Source organism: Ruegeria meonggei (genome assembly GCF_900172215.1).
Classification (GTDB): Bacteria; Pseudomonadota; Alphaproteobacteria; order Rhodobacterales; family Rhodobacteraceae; genus Ruegeria; species Ruegeria meonggei.
This window is the reverse complement of record NZ_FWFP01000002.1, coordinates 256616-277878: the sequence shown is the minus strand read 5'-3', so window position 1 is coordinate 277878 and position 21263 is coordinate 256616. Positions and strand designations below refer to the sequence as shown.

20 protein-coding genes are annotated in these 21263 nt (G+C 57.7%); 7 read left to right on the top strand and 13 right to left on the bottom strand.

What is annotated here, in order from left to right:
- Positions 1-54: 54 nt before the first annotated feature.
- Positions 55-1443 carry a 30S ribosomal protein S12 methylthiotransferase RimO gene (gene rimO / locus RUM8411_RS04040; protein WP_085821355.1) on the bottom strand — a complete coding sequence of 463 codons (1389 nt, stop codon included), beginning with the start codon at positions 1441-1443 and terminating at the stop codon, positions 55-57.
- 95 nt (positions 1444-1538) lie between these two features.
- On the opposite strand from rimO, the gene RUM8411_RS04035 reads away from it, so the two are divergent.
- The gene (locus RUM8411_RS04035) at positions 1539-3518 is read left to right on the top strand and encodes an AsmA family protein (RefSeq protein ID WP_085821354.1); all 1980 of its coding nucleotides are present in this window, start codon (positions 1539-1541) and stop codon (positions 3516-3518) included.
- A gap of 34 nt (positions 3519-3552) precedes the next feature.
- Here RUM8411_RS04035 and RUM8411_RS04030 read toward each other — a convergent pair whose 3' ends face one another.
- The 4 genes from RUM8411_RS04030 to RUM8411_RS04015 are packed head-to-tail and all read right to left on the bottom strand — an operon-like array spanning position 3553 to position 8111.
- Positions 3553-5049 (bottom strand): phosphomannomutase/phosphoglucomutase, encoded by a 1497-nt coding sequence (locus RUM8411_RS04030; RefSeq protein ID WP_085821353.1) that lies wholly within the window; start codon positions 5047-5049, stop codon positions 3553-3555.
- Positions 5050-5063: 14 nt separating this feature from the next.
- Positions 5064-5897: a 3-deoxy-8-phosphooctulonate synthase gene (kdsA, locus tag RUM8411_RS04025; RefSeq protein WP_085821352.1), complete on the bottom strand. Its 834-nt coding sequence runs from the start codon at positions 5895-5897 to the stop codon at positions 5064-5066.
- 5 nt (positions 5898-5902) lie between these two features.
- Positions 5903-7474, bottom strand: coding sequence for a KpsE/RkpR family capsule polysaccharide export protein (locus RUM8411_RS04020; protein WP_085821351.1), 1572 nt, complete (start codon positions 7472-7474; stop codon positions 5903-5905).
- On the bottom strand, positions 7452-8111 hold the full coding sequence (locus tag RUM8411_RS04015; RefSeq protein ID WP_085821350.1) for an ABC transporter ATP-binding protein: 660 nt from the start codon (positions 8109-8111) through the stop codon (positions 7452-7454). Before RUM8411_RS04015 ends, RUM8411_RS04020 begins: the two co-directional genes overlap by 23 nt.
- Positions 8112-8341: 230 nt before the next feature.
- Between RUM8411_RS04015 and RUM8411_RS04010 the strand changes: the two genes are divergently transcribed.
- Positions 8342-8929 carry a uracil-DNA glycosylase family protein gene (locus RUM8411_RS04010; protein WP_085821349.1) on the top strand — a complete coding sequence of 196 codons (588 nt, stop codon included), beginning with the start codon at positions 8342-8344 and terminating at the stop codon, positions 8927-8929.
- Positions 8922-9710 (top strand): SseB family protein, encoded by a 789-nt coding sequence (locus RUM8411_RS04005; RefSeq protein ID WP_085821348.1) that lies wholly within the window; start codon positions 8922-8924, stop codon positions 9708-9710. The genes RUM8411_RS04010 and RUM8411_RS04005 overlap by 8 nt, the downstream gene beginning before the upstream one ends.
- Positions 9711-9758: 48 nt before the next feature.
- On the opposite strand, the gene yghU is transcribed toward RUM8411_RS04005, so the two are convergent.
- Complete coding sequence (yghU, locus tag RUM8411_RS04000; protein WP_085821347.1) at positions 9759-10637, bottom strand: glutathione-dependent disulfide-bond oxidoreductase; 879 nt, start codon at positions 10635-10637, stop codon at positions 9759-9761.
- Positions 10638-10881: 244 nt separating this feature from the next.
- On the opposite strand from yghU, the gene RUM8411_RS03995 reads away from it, so the two are divergent.
- A complete protein-coding gene (locus RUM8411_RS03995) occupies positions 10882-11400 on the top strand; it encodes a YHS domain-containing (seleno)protein (RefSeq protein ID WP_085821346.1) in 519 nt (172 codons plus the stop codon).
- A 54-nt stretch (positions 11401-11454) separates the two neighbouring features.
- Here RUM8411_RS03995 and RUM8411_RS03990 read toward each other — a convergent pair whose 3' ends face one another.
- Positions 11455-12105: a DnaJ domain-containing protein gene (locus RUM8411_RS03990; protein WP_085821345.1), complete on the bottom strand. Its 651-nt coding sequence runs from the start codon at positions 12103-12105 to the stop codon at positions 11455-11457.
- A gap of 216 nt (positions 12106-12321) precedes the next feature.
- Complete coding sequence (gene metF / locus RUM8411_RS03985) at positions 12322-13188, bottom strand: methylenetetrahydrofolate reductase [NAD(P)H] (RefSeq protein WP_085821344.1); 867 nt, start codon at positions 13186-13188, stop codon at positions 12322-12324.
- A 93-nt stretch (positions 13189-13281) separates the two neighbouring features.
- On the opposite strand from metF, the gene RUM8411_RS03980 reads away from it, so the two are divergent.
- Both RUM8411_RS03980 and RUM8411_RS03975 read left to right on the top strand, forming a co-directional pair.
- Positions 13282-14187: a LysR family transcriptional regulator gene (locus tag RUM8411_RS03980; RefSeq protein ID WP_085821343.1), complete on the top strand. Its 906-nt coding sequence runs from the start codon at positions 13282-13284 to the stop codon at positions 14185-14187.
- 96 nt (positions 14188-14283) lie between these two features.
- On the top strand, positions 14284-15069 hold the full coding sequence (locus tag RUM8411_RS03975) for an inositol monophosphatase family protein (protein WP_085821342.1): 786 nt from the start codon (positions 14284-14286) through the stop codon (positions 15067-15069).
- A gap of 55 nt (positions 15070-15124) precedes the next feature.
- Here RUM8411_RS03975 and bhcD read toward each other — a convergent pair whose 3' ends face one another.
- Genes bhcD through bhcA form a run of 4 tightly spaced genes read right to left on the bottom strand, consistent with a single transcriptional unit; the run spans position 15125 to position 19473 of the window.
- Positions 15125-16111: an iminosuccinate reductase BhcD gene (bhcD, locus tag RUM8411_RS03970; protein ID WP_200818530.1), complete on the bottom strand. Its 987-nt coding sequence runs from the start codon at positions 16109-16111 to the stop codon at positions 15125-15127.
- A gap of 15 nt (positions 16112-16126) precedes the next feature.
- Positions 16127-17290, bottom strand: a complete 1164-nt coding sequence (gene bhcC, locus RUM8411_RS03965; RefSeq protein ID WP_085821340.1) for a 3-hydroxy-D-aspartate aldolase BhcC — start codon at positions 17288-17290, stop codon at positions 16127-16129.
- 11 nt (positions 17291-17301) lie between these two features.
- The gene (bhcB, locus tag RUM8411_RS03960) at positions 17302-18273 is read right to left on the bottom strand and encodes a beta-hydroxyaspartate dehydratase BhcB (protein WP_085821339.1); all 972 of its coding nucleotides are present in this window, start codon (positions 18271-18273) and stop codon (positions 17302-17304) included.
- A gap of 9 nt (positions 18274-18282) precedes the next feature.
- Positions 18283-19473 (bottom strand): L-aspartate--glyoxylate aminotransferase BhcA, encoded by a 1191-nt coding sequence (gene bhcA / locus RUM8411_RS03955; RefSeq protein WP_085821338.1) that lies wholly within the window; start codon positions 19471-19473, stop codon positions 18283-18285.
- A 191-nt stretch (positions 19474-19664) separates the two neighbouring features.
- Between bhcA and RUM8411_RS03950 the strand changes: the two genes are divergently transcribed.
- Entirely contained in the window at positions 19665-20495 is an 831-nt protein-coding gene (locus RUM8411_RS03950; protein ID WP_085821337.1) for an IclR family transcriptional regulator, read from the top strand.
- 3 nt (positions 20496-20498) lie between these two features.
- Here the strand turns inward: RUM8411_RS03950 and RUM8411_RS03945 are convergent, their stop codons facing one another.
- Positions 20499-21242, bottom strand: coding sequence for a rhomboid family intramembrane serine protease (locus tag RUM8411_RS03945; RefSeq protein WP_085821336.1), 744 nt, complete (start codon positions 21240-21242; stop codon positions 20499-20501).
- Positions 21243-21263 lie beyond the last annotated feature (21 nt).

The following is a 21263-nucleotide window of genomic DNA, read 5'->3' as shown; positions in this document are numbered from 1 at the left end:
CACCAATAAACTTGACTAACGCTTGCCCTATCTGTGGTGACCGGGCAGGCCGCGTCAGCGCAGCTTGCCCCACAGATCATACTCGCCCGCCTCGTCCACCTCGACCGTGACGATGTCGCCGGGCTTGAGGGCCTCATACCCTTCGTCGATGAACAGGTTCCCGTCGATCTCGGGCGCGTCGGACTTGGTGCGGCAGGTGGCGGCCTCGTCATCGACCTCGTCAACGATCACGTCGATGGTCTGACCGACTTTGGCGGCCAGCTTGGCCTCGGATATCGCTTGCGCCTTTTCCATGAAGCGGTCCCAGCGGTCCTGTTTGACCTCGGACGGAACATGATCGGGCAGGTCGTTCGACCGGGCACCGGCGACGTTTTCGTATTGGAAACAGCCGACGCGGTCCAGCTGCGCTTCGTCCATCCAATCCAGAAGGGTCTGAAACTCGGCCTCGGTCTCACCGGGGTATCCAACAATAAAGGTCGACCGCAAGGTGATATCCGGGCAGGTCGCGCGCCATGCGGCAATCTCGTCCAGCGTCTTGGCCCCGGCGGCCGGGCGCGCCATGCGTTTCAGCACATCCGGGTGGGCGTGCTGGAACGGAATATCCAGGTAGGGCAACACGTTACACCCCGCGTCTGCCATCAACGGAATAAGATCACGCACATGCGGGTAGGGGTAGACATAGTGCAGCCGGACCCAAGCATCGAACCGCCCCAGCTCGCGCGCCAGGTCGGTAATGTGGCTGCGCACCTCTCGGTCTTTCCACGGGTTCACGTCGTACCTTCTGTCCAACCCATAGGCCGAAGTGTCCTGTGAGATCACCAACAGCTCGCGCACCCCGTTGTCGACCAGCTTCTCAGCCTCACGCAGGACCGCATGGGCCGGGCGGCTGGCCAGCTTGCCGCGCATGTCGGGAATGATGCAGAACTTGCACTTGTGGTTACAACCCTCAGAGATTTTCAGGTAACTGTAATGGCGCGGGGTCAGCTGCACGCCGGCGGCTGGCAGCAGGTCTACAAACGGGTCGGGGTCCGGTGGGACAGCACTATGCACGGCGTCCAGCACCTGTTCGTATTGATGTGGCCCGGTAACGGCCATGATGCGCGGGTGGTGTTCGCGGATATAGTCCGGTTCTGCCCCCAGGCAGCCGGTCACGATGACCTTGCCGTTCTCAACCAGCGCCTCGCCGATGGCGTCCAGCGATTCCGCCTTGGCGCTGTCGAGAAAACCGCAGGTGTTCACGATCACGGCATCCGCCCCTGAATAGTCCGGTGATATTCCGTACCCTTCTGCGCGCAGGCGGGTCAGAATACGCTCACTATCGACCAAAGCCTTGGGGCAGCCCAAAGACACCATGCCGATAGTCGGCTGGTTCGGGCGAGGCGTATCGGTGATCCGAGCGGCAGGCGCTAGGTCGGGGCGGAGGCTTGGCGGGTTTGTGGTCATGGCGCGGCGTATAGAGGGGAAAGCTTCCCCTTGCAAATGTGACGCAGGCTTTGAATGATCTTTTCAACGCATGCCAAAAAGCGGAGAGCAGAAAAATGAAGTGGCTGTTGCGCACCCTGTTTCTATTTGTGGTCATTATCGGGCTGGTGATTGGCGCCCTTTTGCTGATGCCGGGCGACAAGCTGGCGTCGATTCTGGCCGAGCAGGTCAAAGGGCAGACCGGCCGCGACCTGACGCTGTCGGGGGACGTGAACCTGTCCTTCTGGCCCGTTCTGGGGCTGGAGACCGGGCCGGTCACGTTTGGTAATGCGCCTTGGGCCGGATCGGAACCGATGCTGAGCGCCCAAAGCCTGGCCGTGGGGGTAGACGCTGCGGCGCTGCTGAACGGAGACTTGCGGATCAGGCGTGTCATCGCGGATAACCCGGTGTTGCGCCTTGAACTGTCAGACGGGCGCGGCAATTGGGAGCTTGAGGCCGTGGCTGCTCCGGCACCAACAGGCGGAAGCAGTAGTAGCGGCAGCGCGCCATCAGGCTCGGAAACAGGCCAGGTCACTTTGGATCGTCTCGAGCTGACCAACGCGCGGTTGATTTACGTCGAAAACGGGGTGACGACGTTTGATTTTTCGAATGTCGACCTTGCGGCCAGTTGGCCCGGTCCAACCTCACCCATGGTGATGAAGGCCGGGATGCGGGTGCCGGGTGGCAAGGTCAACATCGATTTAAAGATCCAGGATCTGCCAGCCTATGCATCGGGTGCTGTTACGCCGTTAAAGCTGGCCTTGACGGCACCGGGTGGTGAGGTCGGTTTCGACGGGCGCGTCAACCTGACCGGTGAGATGGACGGCAAGCTGGAGGTCAAAACGCAAGAAACAGAACGGATGCTCGCGGCCTTTGGGCAGGCAGGTACAGGTGTGCCCTTTGGGTTGGGGCGCGTGGCCGATGTGTCCGCGAATATGACCTATACCAAAGAGGGCCGGGTTTCACTGCGCAATATGGTGGCGCAACTGGACAACAACCGCCTGACCGGTGAGGCCGATATCGAGATTTCGGACCCGCCAAAGATCACGGCAAAGCTGGAAGGCGGCGATATCGACCTGTCGCGGTATAACGCGGCATCCTCTGAGCCTGCGGCAACCGGTGGTGGCGGTGGATCAGGCGCGGGCCCTTCGCAAGATAGCGGCTGGTCGACAGAGCGGATAGATGCCTCGGCTCTGGCCCTAGCCAACGGAGAGATACGCCTGAAAGCTAATTCGATTGCGGTTCCGGAATTGACGCTGGGGCCAAGTGTTCTGACACTCAGCCTGGACAGGTCCCGCGCGGTTCTGCGTATGAACCCGGCCACACTGTTTTCGGGGCAATTGAACGGGCAGGTGGTTGCCAATAACCGGAATGGGCTGTCGGTCGGCGGCAAGCTGAATGCCAAGAATATAGATATCCAACAAGCCTTGTCGACGCTGGGGGGGATCGACCGCTTTACCGGTTCCGGCTCGGGCGCGTTCGATTTTCTGGGCGTGGGTCAGACCGAAAACCAGATTATGCGTTCGCTCGGCGGTAAGGGAAATCTGAACGTGGGGCAGGGGGTGATCTCCGGCCTTGATCTTGACCGGCTAATGGGGCGTGGCAAGGGCTCTGGCGGAACGACTGTTTTCAACAGTCTGTCGGCCAGCATTACGATCGACAAAGGGGTTCTGACCAACAAGGATCTGCTGATGTCTCTGGATAACTTCCGGGCTGACGGCACAGGGCAGGTTGATATCGGCGGACGCCGGATCGACTATTTGTTCACTCCGGTGGCCCTGCGCGCCAATTCCGGCGAGGGCTTGTCGGTTCCCGTCCGGATTGTCGGACCGTGGAGCAACCCTTCGATCAAACCCGATCTGACCAAGGTGATTGAGGCCGCGGCAGAAGGAAAGCTGAAGGATCTGGAAGATGACGCCAAGCAAAAGGTTCTGGATAAGGTCGGGGGCGAGTTGGGAACCACAGTGACCGAGACCGAAGACATCGAAGATGCGGTGAAGAACAAGCTTGAAGAAGAGGCCAAAAAAGGTCTGCTAAAGCTGCTGGGCGGAGATTGAGGCGGGGGCGCTTAGCGCGCCCCGCCTGACTGTCCTAGATCGTCTGATCGTAATCGCCAACCCCGGGTTCGGTGCGGATCACCGCGTCGATATCGGCGAAGATCGCGCGCATTTCTTCCTCGCTGTCGCTGCTTTCACAGACCACAACCAGATTGGGGGTGTTCGATGATGCCCGTACAAGACCCCAGCTACCATTATCCAAAATGACCCGAGCACCGTTGACCGTGACAACCTCTTTGATCGGGCGGCCTGCCAGAGTGTCGCCGGCGCGGGCCTTGGCGACCAGCTTGTCTACCAGACGGTCAAGGATGCCGTATTTTTCGGTATCCGAGGCATAAGGCGACATGGTCGGTGTCGACCACGTTTTCGGCAGTGCCTTGCGCAGGTCCGACATGCTCTTATTCGGGTTCCGGTCCATCAGCTTGCAGATCTCAACAGCCACCCGCATACCGCAGTCATAGCCGCGCCCAATCGGTTCGGCCAAGAAGTAGTGGCCTGATTTCTCAAACCCGGCCAGGGCGTTGATTTCCTTGACCCGACGCTTCATGTGGCTGTGGCCGGTTTTCCAGTAATCCGCCTTGACGCCATGTGCTATCAGCTCGGGGTCGCTGGCAAACAAGCCGGTCGATTTCACGTCGGCCACAAAGGTTGCATTCGGATACAGTTTGGCCAGATCGCGGGCCATGATGACGCCGACCTTATCGGCAAAAATCTCTTCGCCCTCGTCGTCCACCACGCCGCAACGGTCGCCGTCCCCGTCAAATCCCAGTGCCATGTCAGCCCCGCTGGATTTCACGGTGTCGGACATGTCATGCAACATCTCCAAGGCTTCGGGGTTGGGGTTGTAGTTGGGAAAAGTATAGTCGAGCCGGGTGTGGCTGTGCACAACTTCGACACCCATGCGTTCAAAAATCTCAGGCGCAAAGGCCGCGGCTGTGCCATTGCCGGTGGCACATACAATCTTGAGCGGTCGAGACAGTTTGAAATCACCGACCAGGTCATCGATATAGGCCTCTTTGACGCCGTCGACGAACTCATAAGATCCGCCCTCATGCGCAACCCCTTGGCCGTTCAGGACAATGTCGCGCAGTTCCGACATCTCGTCCGGACCATGGGTCAGTGGGCGGTCAAAGCCCATTTTCACACCTGTCCAACCGTTGGGGTTGTGGCTGGCCGTTACCATGGCGACGGCAGGAACATCCAGGTGGAACTGGGCGAAATAGGCCATAGGGCTAAGCGCCGGGCCGATATCCTTGACCTGAATGCCAGCCTGCATCAGCCCGAGGATAAGCGCGTTCTTGATCGACAGCGAATAGTCACGATAGTCGTTCGCAACGGCGATCACCGGCTCGATTCCGCGCTTGCGCATTTGCGTGCCCAGACCCAGCCCAAGGGCCGTCATACCGGGCAGGTTGATTTCTTCCGGGTATTTCCAGCGGGCGTCGTATTCACGAAAACCCGTGGGTTTGATCATTGGGTCGCGCAGAAAGCTCCAGGTGTTTGGGGTCACCTCGGGGATCGGTTTGGTCATAGGAACTCTCTTGGTTAAATCTGAATTGGGTTGGCCTTGGCCAGTGCATCAAAGCGCATCAACGTGTCAACGAGCTGAGGCATCTGGTCCAGATAGATCATGTTTGGCCCATCACAGGGGGCATTGTCAGGGTCCTGATGCGTTTCCATGAACACTGCGCTTGTGCCTACGGCCACAGCGGCCCGCGCCATAACGGGCGCAAATTCGCGTTGCCCGCCAGAGGAACCGCCTTGGCCACCCGGTTGCTGCACGGAATGCGTGGCATCCATCACAACCGGATAGCCTGTCTGGGCCATTTGCGGCAGCGACCGCATGTCAGCCACCAACGTATTGTAGCCGAAAGAAGATCCGCGCTCAGTCAACAGAATGTTTCGGTTTCCCGTACTCTCAATTTTAGCGACGATATTCGGCATTTCCCAAGGGGCTAGGAATTGTCCTTTTTTGACATTGATGACTGCACCTGTGTTTCCAGCCGCCAACAGCATGTCCGTCTGGCGGCACAGAAAGGCCGGGATCTGCAGAACGTCCACAGCCTCGGCGACGATGGCGCATTGTGCTTCGGTGTGGACGTCTGTCAGCACCGGAACACCCATCGTCGTGCGGATGTCATCCAGAACCTTCAGTCCGGCATCGATCCCCAAGCCGCGTTTTCCCGACAAAGACGTTCGGTTTGCTTTGTCATATGAGGCCTTGAACACATACTGCGCACCGGCAGCATCGCAGGCCTCTTTCATTTTTCCCGCAATCATCTGTGCATGATCGGCAGTTTCAAGTTGGCAGGGGCCAGCAATGATCGTCAGCGGCAGATCATTGCCAACCGTTAGGTCGGAGATTTTTACATGTTTCATGTGTCTTACGAGGATACCTGTTCACGAAGGACCGACGCGGTAAGCGAGATCATCAGGTAGATACCAGCAAACAACAGGAAAGCCAAAATCGTATTTTCGAATTTGCGCGGATAGGTCGGTTCCTGGCTTGGGATGGGGTTCACCGAAACGGTCAGATAGCGAACTTTTCGGTTCGCCTCGGTCCGGGTGGTTTCCATCTGCTCCATTGCGGTTTGCAGCATCAAATCGCGCGCCGCCAGATCCGCCTGTGCCATCTGGATTCGAACGCTCAACCTAACCAGCGAGTTTTCGCCTGCTGAGACATCCAGCATTTCCGCGTTCAGCTCTTCATGAACCGCTTCCAGACGTTCAATATCGGCACGAACCCCATCCACTTTGGCTTTGTTCGGGCGCAGGTTGTCCAGTAGAGCCGCCAATTGCAGTTCTTTGTCCTGCAGCTGAATCTCAATTTCGGTGATACGGGTTCGCAGACCTGTCAGGACGTTTTCGGGGTCCAGTACGGCGCCCTCCAACTGCAGTTTGATCAGGTCTTCCTGCGCTGTTCTGCGTTCTTGTTGGGCGGCTTCAAAACCAGCGCGGGCATCTCGCATCTGGTCTTCGCGTTTCAGCTCTGTCAGCCCGTTTATCCGGTCTTCGGCATAAGAGATGAGCGTGTTAGACAAATTGACCGCAATGTCCGGATCCGGCGCAGCAACTTCCATGCGGATGATGCCGTCTGTAGGGTCAAATCCGATAACGATCATCCGCTTGTAAAGCTTATAAGTTTCCTCAAGACTTGCGTCCAGAGACAGTCGTTGAATCGGGTCAATCCAATCTTGCTTGAAAACCTCGGAAAACCCGACGTCCCCCTCAAGGCGCTGCAAAGCATCTTTTGATTCAAGGAATTCCTGTGTGGCAACGGAATCCGGGGCTGTGGCAAACTGCGTACCGGATAGTAGGCCGCCGATCGAACCGCCGCCATCCGCTTGCAGGATGGAAAAGGCTGAGTCGCTGGCGTACATCGGTGTCGCGATCCGATAGAAATACAGTCCAACGATCAGAGTTGGCAGCAGGACAAAAACCGCCAGACGCGCAAACAAGGCAAAAAGTTTGCGTTTGCGGCGGCGTGCGATGTCCTTTTGAATCTCACCGATTTCAAAATCCCGGCGTTCTGACGGGCTAAGTTCCGGACCCGGCAAGGTCTGCGGGGTGTCTCTGACGGTCTGCGGCAGCTGAATTGTGATCTTGTCCTGGGTCTGATCCTCGGCCTGTGCCTTTTCGGACGCCAGTTCCAGCAGGTTGGCGCGTTCAAACGGGTCGATGCCCTTTAAGCGCAGCAACCGCACTGCGTCGTAATCCGAGGTCGCCGCAAGATCGTTCTTTTGCGCCAGCCGCCGGGCGACGCGCAATTGCCGCCCAGTCAGCCCTTCGCGCTTGATTTCATCAATATCGGTCGCAGGCTGCTGTTCATTCCCAGTCTCGGTCGGTTGCGTCGCCTTCCTGATGCGCGAGATCGCATCGGCACGGGCGTCCGGCGTGCCGACCCCCTGACGATTGCGACGCCAATTGTATTTTCTAGCCTTGGGTTTGGTAGTCATATAGCTGTTTTGCCTCTTCCAAGGTTTCGAACATATGAAGCTGACCGTCCAGAAGAACTGCCGCCTGTTGCGCAAATCGTTCAAGAACATCCGGGTTGTGGGAAACAATTACCAAAGTGGTCGTGCGCAAGCGTTCTTTCAGGATATCACCTGCTTTTCTGTTGAATTCGACATCCGTAGAGGCAGGCATCCCTTCATCGATCAGGTACATGTCAAAATCCAGCGCCAGCATCAACGCAAAGGTAAATCGGGCCTTCATCCCTGATGAATAGGTGGCCATGGGTTGGTCAAAATATTCACCCAAACCGCATAGCCAGCTGCAATAAGCCTCAACATAGTCGGGGTCCATTCCATAGATTTTGGCGATGTAACGCGCGTTCTCAAGCGCCGACATTTTGCTAGCCACGCCGCCCGTGAAACCCATTGGGAACGAAATCCTGCAGGATTTACGGATAACACCCTCGTCAGGTTTTTCCAGGCCGGCCATCATGTTGATCAGCGTGGTTTTTCCGGTGCCGTTGGGGGCCAGAATGCCAACCGACCGGCCCAGTTCAACCCGGAACGAGACCCGGTCCAGGATCACCTTGCGGCGCGTCCCGGTCCAGAAGGACTTACTGACATTCTCAAACTCAAGCATTCAAAGCCTGCTGCTCTTGGTTTGTTTGTGCACCGACCGGGTCGGCGAGGGCGTGGTTAAACTACGGACCCATGTTGGCCACATTATGTCGAATTATGAAACAAATGATCAATGCGTACCTCAGCACTTCATCGGCATTGTGACTATTTCACCGGTTGGACCGAGGCCCCGCGTTGACTATCTTTCAGCTCGACCGTCAACCAACATGATGCAGGAAATCTTGCGATCTGATGAATTCGTTAGAGAAAGAAATCAAATCCTGCCGCATTTGTGCAGACAGGTTCGCGGCAACCGAAACCGCGCATGAACCGCGTCCGGTGGTTTGGTTTCAGCCGGGCGCACCAATCTTGATTGCGGGACAGGCCCCGGGCGCGCGCGTCCACCTGTCGGGGCGTCCGTTTTCCGACCCATCGGGTGACCGATTGCGGGATTGGCTGGGTATTGACGAGACCGTGTTTTATGATCGCGCCCAGGTGTCGATTGTTCCGATGGCGTTTTGTTTCCCCGGCTACAACGAACGCAAGGCCGATCTGCCGCCCCCGCCAATTTGCGGAAAGACATGGCATGGCAAAGTGATGCAGGCATTAGGCGAAGTACCACTGACCATTCTGGTTGGGGGACATGCGCATAAGTACCATCTGCATGTACGCAGCCCTGTGACCGAGACCGTTCGCAATTGGCGAGACTATGCGCCGCGGGTATTTGCCTTGCCCCATCCGTCCTGGCGGAATACGGCATGGCTCAGGAAAAACCCGTGGTTCGAGGCCGAGCTTTTGCCGGTTCTGCGCGCGCGGGTTCAAGAGGTTCTGAATGACTGACACATCCGCCCTTGACGCCGCCCATGTCGCCATGGACGCCAATCTGCACGACAACGCAGCCCGGCTGCGGTTTTTCGAACGGCTTGCGGATAGCGAGCTGTTCCTGATGCTGACCGAAGAGGCAAAAGGCGAAAACATCTCGCCCGAACTGTTCGACGTGGCAGATGGTAGCTTTGTCCTGGCCTTCGACCGCGAGGATCGTCTGTCCCGGTTTGCTGGCCGCCCGGTGCCCTATGTGGCGCTGTCCGGGCGTGTGTTGTCGTCGATGCTGTCGGGGCAGGGGATTGGCCTGGGGCTAAACCTAGAGGTGGCACCGTCCTCTATGTTGATTCCGTCCGAGGCGCTGGGTTGGTTGGACACCACCTTGCAGCACGGCCCCGAAGAAGTGCAGCAACGCCTTGCTGAGTTCTTGCCTCCCGTGGGGTTGCCAGAAGATCTGCTGACCGCGCTGGATGCAAAGCTGGCCACAGCTGTTGGTTTGGCGCAAGCGGCGTATCTGGTGGGCACGAAATCAGAGGACGGTGGCTCGGGCCACCTTTTGGGGTTTGTTGGCACGGTTGAGGGCGCAGAAGCTGCACTGGCCAAAGCCGCGTCCGAGGCGCTGACCTTCTCTGGCATCGAAGCCGGGGCGATGGATGTGGGGTTCTTTGCGCCACATGATCCGACCGCTGCATCGTTGGCAAAGGTCGGGCTTCGGTTCGATCTGCCGCAACCGCAGGAACGCGTTATAAAACAAGTCGCACCGGGCAGTGATCCGAACCAGCCGCCCATCCTGAAATAGCCCAATTCAAAGCGCCCCGCCGATCCCTGACCTACGGGGCGCCAAAGGTTATTCTGCCGCAGCTTCCAGCTTGTCCTGGGTGCGGGTTTCGAAATCGCTGGCTTCGTGGCGTTCGTGAAGCTGCGTGTGGGGCTCACCGAACGGGCGATTGACCATGCGACCGCGGCTAACGGCCGGGCGCGCATCGATGGCCTTGGCCCACCGCATCACGTGCGTGTAGGATTCGACGTCCAGGAACTCGGCTGCGCTGTAGAGACGGCCCAGAACCAACTGGCCATACCAGGGCCAGATCGCCATATCTGCGATGGTGTAATCTTCGCCTGCGATGAATGAATTTTCGGCCAGTTGACGATCAAGCACGTCCAGTTGGCGTTTTGTCTCCATTGCGAAACGGTTGATGGGGTATTCCCATTTTTCCGGAGCATAGGCGTAGAAATGCCCAAACCCACCGCCCAGATAAGGCGCGCTGCCCATCTGCCAGAACACCCAATTCATAACTTCGGTACGCTCGGGACCGGATTTCGGCAGGAAGGCGTCGAACTTTTCGGCCAGATGAAACAGGATGGAGGCGCTTTCGAAAACCCGAACGGGCTTTTCCCCAGACCGATCCCAAAGCGCGGGAATTTTCGAGTTAGGGTTGGCCTCGACAAAGCCCGAACCGAACTGATCGCCCTCGCCAATATTGATGAGCCAGGCGTTGTATTCCGCACCTTCATGGCCCAGGGCAAGAAGCTCTTCCAGCATCACCGTTGCTTTGACGCCATTTGGGGTCGCTAATGAATAAAGCTGTAGGGGATGACGTCCCACCGGCAAGTCCTTGTCATGGGTGGCTCCGGAAATCGGACGATTGATGTTGGCAAACTGGCCCCCATTCTGACTGTCCCATGTCCAGACCTTGGGGGGCGTGTAAGTGGATTGCTCGGTCATCTCTTGCCTTTCTCAGCATAGTTCGGGTGACGTGCCCGTTCATCTCAACAGCTAATGTTGCAACGCCCAGAGTCCAACCCCGGACGTAAGTGCGGATTTGTAACAATCGGGCGGCAACACCTCACATTTCTTCATTCGACGTCACAGCGCCGCGAGCAGGACTGCCGTAAGGCCGGAAATACCCTATTGTCCGATTAGACCCGGAATTCCGGTCGACAACCCTAAGGACAAGAGGATTGACCACATGAAACGCTTTGCCCTGACCCTAGCGACGACACTGGCCTTTGCAGTTCCGGCCTTTGCCGGTGATCAGTACGTGGATGGCACCGGATTCGCCGTCTCTGGTTATGACGTCGTGTCATATCGCAACCTGGATCAGGCTCCGGTCGGTCAGTCGCAGCCTGAGGCAGTGCGCGGGCGCGCTGACATTACCGCAGATTACAACGGCGCCACATGGGCGTTTGCGACCGAGGAAAACCGCGACAAGTTCCTTGAGAACCCGGCCTTTTACGCACCGCAATATGATGGCCACTGCGCTTACGGCGTGTCTCGTGGCGGCAAGGTTCCTGCCAACCCCAACCTGTGGCGGATTGTCGATAACAAGCTGTATTTAAACATCACCGATGTCGTTGTCGGCTTTTTTGAAGAGGACGTTCCGGGAAATATCAATCTGGCCGAAGGCAACTGGCCCGGGATCGAACCCGCAGATGCGTCGACCAGCGTCATTCCAAAGTTCACCTCTGAAGGTCCGATTTCCAACTAGTGGCCACTCTAGCCCCCAAAAGCCCGGCGGTTCAGCGTCGGGCTTTTTTGCTTGTCAGCTTGCCAGCCAGAAACTGTCCCGCATCTGCTGATCTGCATCGAACTTGATGCGCACGCTTCGCGCACCGGGAAACTTGCTTGCAGTGATGGCCTCGGGAACCATGACTTCTCCGGCACCGGAATCCTTTGATTGAAAGCTGAGCACTTCGGTGTCCATACGGCGTACAGCGGCAAGAAATGACGTTGGAAGAGCGACGCGATTGGCACCTTCGCAAACAGGTGTCGGGACAAAATAAGTCAGGTGACGCCCAAAGAATCCGACGGCGTCCGGAATATGATCCGCTTCGGCCACATTCTGGCCCTCGGCATCCGCAGCCGCTCCATCAGGATTATGAGACAGGGCCGTGTTCAGTAAAACCCGACACGCGTCGATATCTGTGCTTTCCAATTCAATCACGCGCTTGCGCAACTTGGGTCTGCGGGGTTTTCCGGATTGTCCCTTGGCGGTCATCCCCTCGCGCCGCAGCAAGTCATACGCCTCTTTCGCGCGCGAAAAACTGGAGCAATCTCCTTGGGTGTGGTCGGGATGCGCGTGAAAAGCAATATGGCGCCACGCGTCACGGATTTCGTTAGACCCGGCATTCTGGTCCAACCCAAGGGCCTCCAGCGCGTCAGCGCGGGCCCTAATCTTATCAACAGGCTCCATAACTCAATTCACTCATTAAACAAACACTGATTACTAAGTGATTATAGCTTCACGGTTTTGTCAAATTTATGGAACGATTGATCACATTGAAGATGGTAATGCCGTATCAACGCCTCAATTGTTTTTCGTGCCGCAGAGGGCACTTAGTAGTCGGCGGTGATCAAACGTTCTGAACCCAAAAAAAGGTTGGGGTTTCATTCGATCACCTGTGAATGATCAAGCGACGTTTTGCAGTTCGGTTTTTGGGGTGATGCCCAGTGCAAAACATACGTCTCGCGTCAGTTCCGGCCGGTTCAGCGTGTAGAAATGCAACTTGTCCACGCCGCCTTCGATCAGGTCCGAGCACAATTCGGTGCACAGGGCGGTAGCCAACAGATCCTCGCGGTCGTCACGAATGGCTTTTTCAAACGCCTGATCGACCCAGGCCGGGATTCGGGTGCCGCAGCGGTTGGCAAAATTCCGGGCCCCTTTCCAGTTTTCGATCGGCAAGATGCCCGGCACGATGGGTTTGTCGATCCCCGCTTTGGCGCAGGCATCGCGGAACCGGAAAAACGTCTCGGCTTCGAAAAAGAACTGGGTCAACGCCTCGTCAGCGCCGGCGTCGAGCTTGGCCTTGAGCCAATCCACATCCGTCCGCGCATTCTGTGCTTCGGGGTGAATGTCAGGGTAGGCACCGACACGGATGCTGAACATCTCGGTCTCTGCCAGGGCGGAAATCAATTCAACCGAGTTTGCAAAGCCATCGGGATGCGGCTCGAAACGATCCTGCCCGGCGGGCGGATCGCCCCGCAATGCCACGATGTCCTGGACCCCCGCCCGTGCAAACGCATCGGCGATCTCCAGCGTTTCCTGACGGGACGCATCGACACACGTCAGGTGTGCAGCGACTGGCAAGCCTGATGACTTGTGCAAGGTGGCAACCGCGTCACGCGTCAACTCTCGGGTTGTGCCACCGGCACCGTAGGTCACCGAGACAAAACGCGGGTCAAGTGGGGCCAGCGTCTGAACCGTATCCCACAAACGAAACGAAGCCTCGAGCGTCTTGGGGGGGAAGAACTCGAATGAGATGTCTGGCTTGGTCATTTTGGCCTCGTGTGTTTCGTTCCAAGCCCTTGTGCCACTTCTGGCATTGTGAGACAAACTCATATTATTCAAGAACAACATGAGTCTCATCTAATGCACATCGAATTCCGGCACCTGCGCACGATCAAGGCGATCCATGAATGCGGAGGGTTGGCCCGGGCGGCGGATCAGCTAAACATCACCCAATCTGCGTTAAGCCATCAGATCAAAGGTTTAGAGGATCAGGCCGGGGTTGAGCTGTTTCTGCGCCGGTCAAAGCCGATGAAACTGTCGGCGGCTGGATTGCGTCTGTTGCGCCTGGCCGAGCAAATCCTGCCGCAGGTCGAGGCAACGCAGCAAGAGTTCTCGTCGCTGCGCGATGGGCGCACCGGGCGGATGCATATCGCCATTGAATGCCATGCCTGTTTCGAATGGCTGTTTCCCGTACTGGAAACCTTTCGCAAGTCCTGGGGCGATGTAGATGTCGATATCCGGCCCGGGCTTGCCTTTGATGCCTTGCCCGCACTGCAAAAAGAAGAGGTCGATCTTGTCGTCTCGTCCGACCCCGAGAACCTGCCAGGCGTCGAATTCATTGAGCTCTTCGACTACGATGCCGTGTTCGTTGCGGCGTCGGCGCACCCGCTGGCGCAGAAGGACTTTATCGATGCCGAGGATTTTCGCGGCCAGACCCTGATTACCTATCCGGTCGAACGGACGAGGCTGGATATTTTCAGCCAGTTGCTGATCCCTGCGCGAGTTGAACCGGCCGCGATCCGGCAGGTCGAACTGACCGCCGTGATCCTGTTATTGGTGGCCTCGAACCGGGGGATTTCGGTGTTGCCCGACTGGGTCGTGCGCGAGGTGAAGTACAATTCGGACTACGTTACCCGACCGCTGACCAAGGATGGAATTACCCGCCGGCTTTATGCTGCGGTACGGACTGACGACCTTGAAAAACCCTTTGTGCAAGAGCTGATCAAGCTGGCTGAAACCGAGGCGCGCAAGCTGCAGTCTCAATAGGCGTCAGACGCGGGTCTGCTATGCGCATCATTCCTCTTGGCAAGGACGCATTGCATCAGTATACGCGCGGTTTGACCGGACAGGAGCCTTTGGACAATGGTTGGCAGTGCAAACCTCAACATCATGATCAAGGCCGCGCGCAAAGCGGGGCGTTCTCTGGTCAAGGATTTTCGCGAAGTCGAGAACCTTCAGGTGTCAATGAAGGGCGCGGGTGACTTTGTCTCCAAGGCGGACATTGCCGCCGAGGCGATCCTGAAAGAGGAATTGCTGACTGCGCGCCCGACCTATGGCTGGCTGGCCGAAGAGGGTGGCGTGATCGAGGGCGAAGACCCCACCCGTCGCTGGATCGTCGACCCGCTGGACGGCACCACGAATTTTCTGCACGGTTTGCCGCATTGGGCCATTTCCATTGCGTTGGAACACAAGGGCAAGATCGTTGCCGGCGTAATCTATGACGCCGCCAAGGATGAGATGTTCTTTGCAGAAAAAGGCGAGGGTGCGTGGATGAACGACATGCGCATTCGCGTTTCGGGTCGTCATCGTATGATCGAGTCGGTGTTTTCGACGGGCCTGCCCTTTGGCGGCCGTTCCGACCTGCCTGCCACGCTGCAGGATCTGGCGCGTCTTATGCCTGTGTGTGCCGGTGTGCGCCGCTGGGGCGCTGCGGCGCTGGACTTGGCCTATGTGGCCGCTGGTCGTTACGAAGGATTCTGGGAACGCCGTTTGAACGCATGGGATCTGGCAGCCGGGATCATCATCGTCAAAGAGGCCGGTGGTTTGATCCAGCCGCTGAACCCCGAAGGCAGTATTCTGGAAGATGGCGAAGTGATCTGTGCGAACGAGCCGATCTTTGATCAGTTTGCCAAGATCGTCCGGGACTGACTTATCCCAAAATCTGCTGAGCAAGCGCGCCCTGAATGAGGCGCGCTTTTTCGTTTTAAAGAGTTGCGCGCGTTGCCAGCCCGGCCTCATCCGCCAGTTTTGCAGCGACCGAGGCTACGGCCAGATCCTGCAGTCCAACACCGGTCCCATCGAACAGGGTGATCTCATCTGCGCTGGAACGCCCGGGGTGGTTCCCGTTGATGACCGAGCCAATGGGTGTAATTGCGTCCTCGGTTATCGCGCCGCTGCTTATGGCGTGCTGCGCCTCGCCAATGGAAACGGACTGGGCGACCTCATCTGTGAACACAGTGGCCCGGGCCAACAAGGCGGGATCAACCTCCATCTTGCCCTTGGTGTCCGTGCCCATACAGGCCAGATGCGTGCCGGGTTTAATCCAGCCTGCCATCAGCAGCGGCTCAAACGCTGATGTGATGGTGATGACCACATCCGCCTGCGCGCCCAGCTCCTGCTGGCTGACAGATTCGAAACTTAGTCCCAGTTCCTCGGCGACGGCAGCTAGACGAGGCAACATGTCGGGATGCGGGTTCCAGGCGACGACCTTTTCAAAATCGCGTTGTTCAGCCGCTGCGCGCAGTTGGAAGGTTGATTGATGACCCGCGCCAACCATGCCCAACACCTTGGCATCCTTGCGGGCCAGATGTGCAATCGACACAGCTGATGAGGCCGCAGTGCGCACCGCTGTCAGATAATTGCCACCAACCAGCGCAGACAACCGCCCGGTATCGGGATCGAATAGAAACACCGTGGACTGGTGATTGGTCAGGCCCTGCTCCGCGTTTCCCGGCCAGTACCCGCCGGATTTGACCCCTAGCACCTGACCATGCTGATCGAACCCGGATTTGAAGCCGTAAAGCGCATCGGCATAGCCCAAGGCTTCGCGAACGACGGGAAAGTTCCGCGCCCCGCCGCTGGCCATCGCGCCAAAGACGGATTGCACAGCCTCAAAGGCTTGTTGGCGGCCTACCAGTTGCTCGCAAAGATCCTCGCCCACGATCAGCAGGCCATCGGTTTGTGTATTCATGACATCCCTCATCGTTCAAAAGGCCTTTCCGCGCGCCGAGACGGGCCAAAGGGTTTCAACCTTGCCGTTGCGTACACCCACATACCAGTCATGGACATTGCAGGTGGGGTCACAATGACCGGGCACCAGCCGCAACTTGTCGTTGACCTTCAGAACGCCATCCGGGTCACCGATCACGCCATGTTCGTCCGAACATTTCAGGTATTCCACATCGTCTCGCCCATAAATAAAGGGCAGGCCGCTATCCACCGACTGCGCCTTGAGGCCCGCATCGCAGATGGCCTTGTCTGCCTTGGTGTGGCTCATGACACTGGTTAGAATGAACAGCGCGTTTTCCCATTCGCCCTGATCGATCCGCTTGCCATCCTGATCCAGAATGCGCCCGTAATCGGCGTCCATGAACGCATAAGATCCGCACTGCAATTCATTGTAAACACCTGAATTGCTTTCGAAATAATAAGACCCGGTGCCGCCACCCGAGACCAGATCACAGTCGATCCCTTCGGCCTTTAGTCCGTCCACAGCATCCTTAACCATTGCGATAGCAACGTTCAGTTTTTCCTCACGCGCTTCATAAGTGTCGAGGTGCTGCATCGCACCCTGATAGGCCTGAATGCCTGAGAATTTCAGGTTGGGCGCAGCCTGAACCGCCTTGGCGATCTCGATCACTGCGCTTGTGGAGTTTACGCCACAACGGCCAGCGCCGCAGTCGATCTCGATAAAGACTTCCAGCTCTGTTCCGTGTTGAACGGCCGCGGCAGACAGATCGGCGATGTTGTCGATATCGTCCACACAGACAATCGTACGGGCACCGAATTGGGGCAGCTGCGCCAGACGGTCGATTTTGGCCGGGTCCCGCACCTGATTAGAGACGAGAATATCCTTGATACCGCCCCGGGCAAAAACCTCGGCTTCAGAGACTTTCTGACAGCACACGCCAACCGCACCGCCAAGCTCCTCCTGCCGCTTGGCGACATCGACGGATTTGTGCATCTTACCGTGAACCCGGTGGCGCATGCCGTGGTCCTTGGCATACGCCCCCATCTTTTTGATGTTCCGCTCCAACGCGTCCAGATCAAGGATCAGGCAGGGTGTTTGAATCTCGGATTCGTCCATGCCGATGGCGGCGGGGATGTCGAACCCCACGTCGAGCTCTTTGACGTTTACAGGTTTGTTCATGTCGTTCCTCCTTACCCTTTCAGCCAGGGCAGCTTTTCCAGATCCACATTGCCGCCGGTGATGATCACGCCGACGCGCTTGCCCCGAAACACTTTGGGGTTCTTGAGAATGGTCGCTAAGGGCACGGCCGAAGATGGCTCCATCACCACGCGCAGGTATTTCCATGTCAGTTTCATCGCTTCGATGATCTCATCTTCAGACGCGGTGAAAATGTCGGTCACGTGGTTGGACACAAAGTGCCACGTGTTTTCTTTCAAAGGCACCAGTAGCCCGTCGGCGATCGTTTTTGGCGCATCATCAGCGATGATGTGGCCTGCTTTGAAGGACCGGTATGCGTCGTCCGCCTGTTCTGGCTCGGCGGCATAGATTGCGGTGTCGGGGGCCAAGTTCGAAACCGTCAGGCACGTGCCCGAGATCATGCCCCCGCCGCCGATAGGGGCGATGACCGCGTCCACTCCGTCAGTTTGTTCCAACAATTCAGCCGAGCATGTGGCCTGACCGGCTATGACACGAGGATCGTTATACGGATGAACGAATTCGCCTCCTGTACGGGCTTGCACTTCGGCAAATGTCGCCTCACGGGATGAGGTCGACGGATCGCATTCGGTGATCGTACCCCCATACCGGCGCACTGCATCCTTTTTGGCTTGCGGGGCCGTGCGGGGCATGACCACGTTGCAGGGAATGCCGCGTCGTCCGGCGGCATACGACAGGGACAGCGCGTGATTGCCGCTTGAATGAGTGCAGACGCCCTTGGCTGCCATCTCATCACTCAGGCCGAACACGGCGTTACTTGCCCCGCGCACCTTGAATGCGCCAGCTTCCTGAAAGTTCTCGCATTTAAAGAACAACTGCGCGCCGGTCATGTCGTTCAAATAGTCCGAAACCATCACCGGCGTGCGCCGAATATAGGGTTTGATCCGATCATGCGCGGCGTGCATATCTGCGATGGTTAGGTCTGCGGCAGAAGTGTGATCCAACATGTCTTCCCCTTATGCAGCGGCTTTGGCGCGTCCGGACGAGCCCGCGCGATAATAGTCCTGCGCTGCGGCAACACCGCTGCCCAACGTGATCGGATAGTTCAGATCGGCCATCGCCATCTCGATGGCACCGAGCCCGGACAGGACCATCACGTCGGTCAGGCTGCCCAGATGGCCGATGCGAAAAGCTTGACCATTCATCTGGCCCAACCCAACACCAAATGACACGCCATAGGCGTTGAACGCATGGTCAGTCAGGGCGTTGCTGTCGAACCCTTGGGGGACATAGATCGCGCTGACTGTGTCCGAATACAGTTCTGGCGACTGAGCAACCAGGTTCAGATTCCACGCGCCCACCGCGCGGCGTACGCCTTCGGCCAGTCGGTGATGGCGGGCATAGACGTTCTCAAGGCCTTCTTCGAACAGCATCTTAAGACTTTCCCGCAGGCCATAGATCAGCTGCAGGGGCGGTGTATAGGGAAACCCACCTGACGCGTTTGCAGCCATCATGTCCCCAAAATCAAAGAACGTGCGGGACAGTTTTGCCGTTTTCGTCGCCTCTTGCGCCTTGGGGCTGACACACAAGATCGCCATACCGGTGGCCAACATGAACCCCTTTTGCGAACCCGACACTGCGATGTCCACACCCCAGCGGTCAAACTCAAACGGCATTGATGCCAAAGAGCTGACGCAATCCACGAACAACATTGCCGGGTGATCCGCGCTGTCCATTGCCTGCCGCACCGCGCTGATGTCTGAACGTACACCGGTCGCCGTTTCATTATGGGTGACTAGAACAGCGCGGATGTCATGTGCAGTGTCATCGGTTAAAATGTCCGCGAACTTATCCGCAGGTGCGCCAGTGCCCCAAGGGCAGTCGACGATCTGAACATCCAGTCCATGGCGTTCGCACAGATCGATCCAGCGGTGGCTGAACACGCCATAGCGCGCCACCAGAACCTTGTCGCCGGGGCTGAGCGTATTGGTCACTGCGGCCTCCCACCCACCAGTGCCACTGGACGGGAACGTAACGATCTGGCCACTTGTCGTGCCAAAGACCTTTTTGGTGTCTTCCAGCACGGGTGCAAAAGTCTCGACAAAGTCAGGCGCACGGTGATCCTGCGTCTGGACCTGCATGGCAAGCCGCAACCGATCCGGGATGTTGGTAGGGCCGGGTATAAAGACCGGGTTTTGGTTGGACATCTGTGGTTCCTCCGCTTTGGACCTGAGTGTCAGGGAAAAGGCGGTGGCGTGCAATTTTCTTGAAAAATATTTTCATTTTTGACATAAAATACCTAACATGCTGAATGTTTGTCGTTTTCCGTTTTTCATTTTTGAAACCGGAAAATTCAGTTTGCAAATTAGCTGCGGCAGGACGCAGGGGAGGATCGGCATTGGACGCGCAAAAAAGACCACGCGGCAGGCCCAAATCGCTGTTCAAGGAAAGCTCAGCGGGAACGATGCAGTCGCTGGATCGGGCGCTGGGCGTACTGACAACCGTTGCGCGGTTGGAACGCGTGGTGCTCAGCGATCTGGCCCGCGAAGTCGATGTGCCGACCGCCACGACGCATCGCATTCTGGTGACCCTGCAAAACCGCGGTTTCGTGGCCTTTGACGAGGACCGGCAAGAGTGGATGATCGGGATTGAGGCGTATCGCACCGGCGCATCCTTTCTGCGCCGTAACAGCGTGCTAGAGATCGGACGCCCGTTCCTCCGGCGCCTGATGCAGGACAGCGGTGAGACCGCCAATCTGGCGGTGCCGGACGGAGCCGAGGTGGTGTTTGTCGGGCAGGTCGAAACGCCGAACCCAATCCGGGCCTTTTTCCCGCCGGGCGCGCGAACGCCGATGTATGCCTCTGGTATCGGCAAGGCGATTCTTGCCGCGATGAGCGCCCCTGCGATGGACAAGGCGCTAAGCGCAGCAAGCGCGGAACGTTTCACGGATCACACCCGTGTTCCCGGCGATGCGCTGCAGGTCGATCTCACACAGACACGCACCCGAGGCTGGTCCCATGACAGCGAAGAGCGGTATGAGGGCATGTCCTGCATCGGTGCTGCGATCTTTAACGACCGGGCCGAGCCCTGCGCCGGGATTTCCGTGTCCGGCCCGACTGTTCGGTTCAAATCCGATCGCGCACCGGAACTGGGTGAAATGGTGAAGGCTGCTGCACAGGAAATCACGCAGCTAAGTGGCGGCTGCTTGCCAGAGCATTCTGACTCGTGACGGTTATTTGCGCGGTACGCGTGGAATACGCGACTGTTCCAGCTTGAACTTATTCTCGGGATGGGGTGGGTGTCCATGCGTGCGGTTCCAGAATCCAGGACCGCCGCGTTTCAGCCAAAGCGGGATGCTTAGTACCAGGCCGACGAAGAAGCCGCCGGTATGGGCCCAATAGGCGATGCCGCCTTCGTCAGGATTGCTGGACAGGCTACCGGTGAATTGAATGCCAAGCCAGACACCCAGCATGACAAAAGCTGGGATGGTGAACACGCGGAAATAGACGATCAGGATCAGCAGGATGTCCACTCGTGCCTTGGGGAACAGCAACAAATAGCCCCCCATAACCCCGGCAATCGCACCAGATGCACCGATGGTCGGCACGGGTGAGCCCGGCGCGGTGGCGACATGGATCAGACCGGCCCCGATACCCGCGGCCAAATAAAACAGCAAAAATGGCAGGTGGCCCATCTCGTCTTCCATGTTGTCGCCGAAGATCCACAGAAACAGCATATTGCCCGCCAGATGCATCCAGCCGCCGTGCAGAAACATCGATGTCACAAGGGTTTCATACGCAAAACCATCCATGATCCGTGCAGGTATGACAGCGTAATCATAATACAGCTGACTTATCTGCTGATCGTTACCCATGATCCCCACATAACTGAGAAAGATCAGGATATTGGCAGCCATCAGCAGGTAAACGACATAGGGCGTGCGCCCTGACGGGTTGTGGTCTCGGATCGGGAACATGGCGCGACGCTGGGCTTTTCG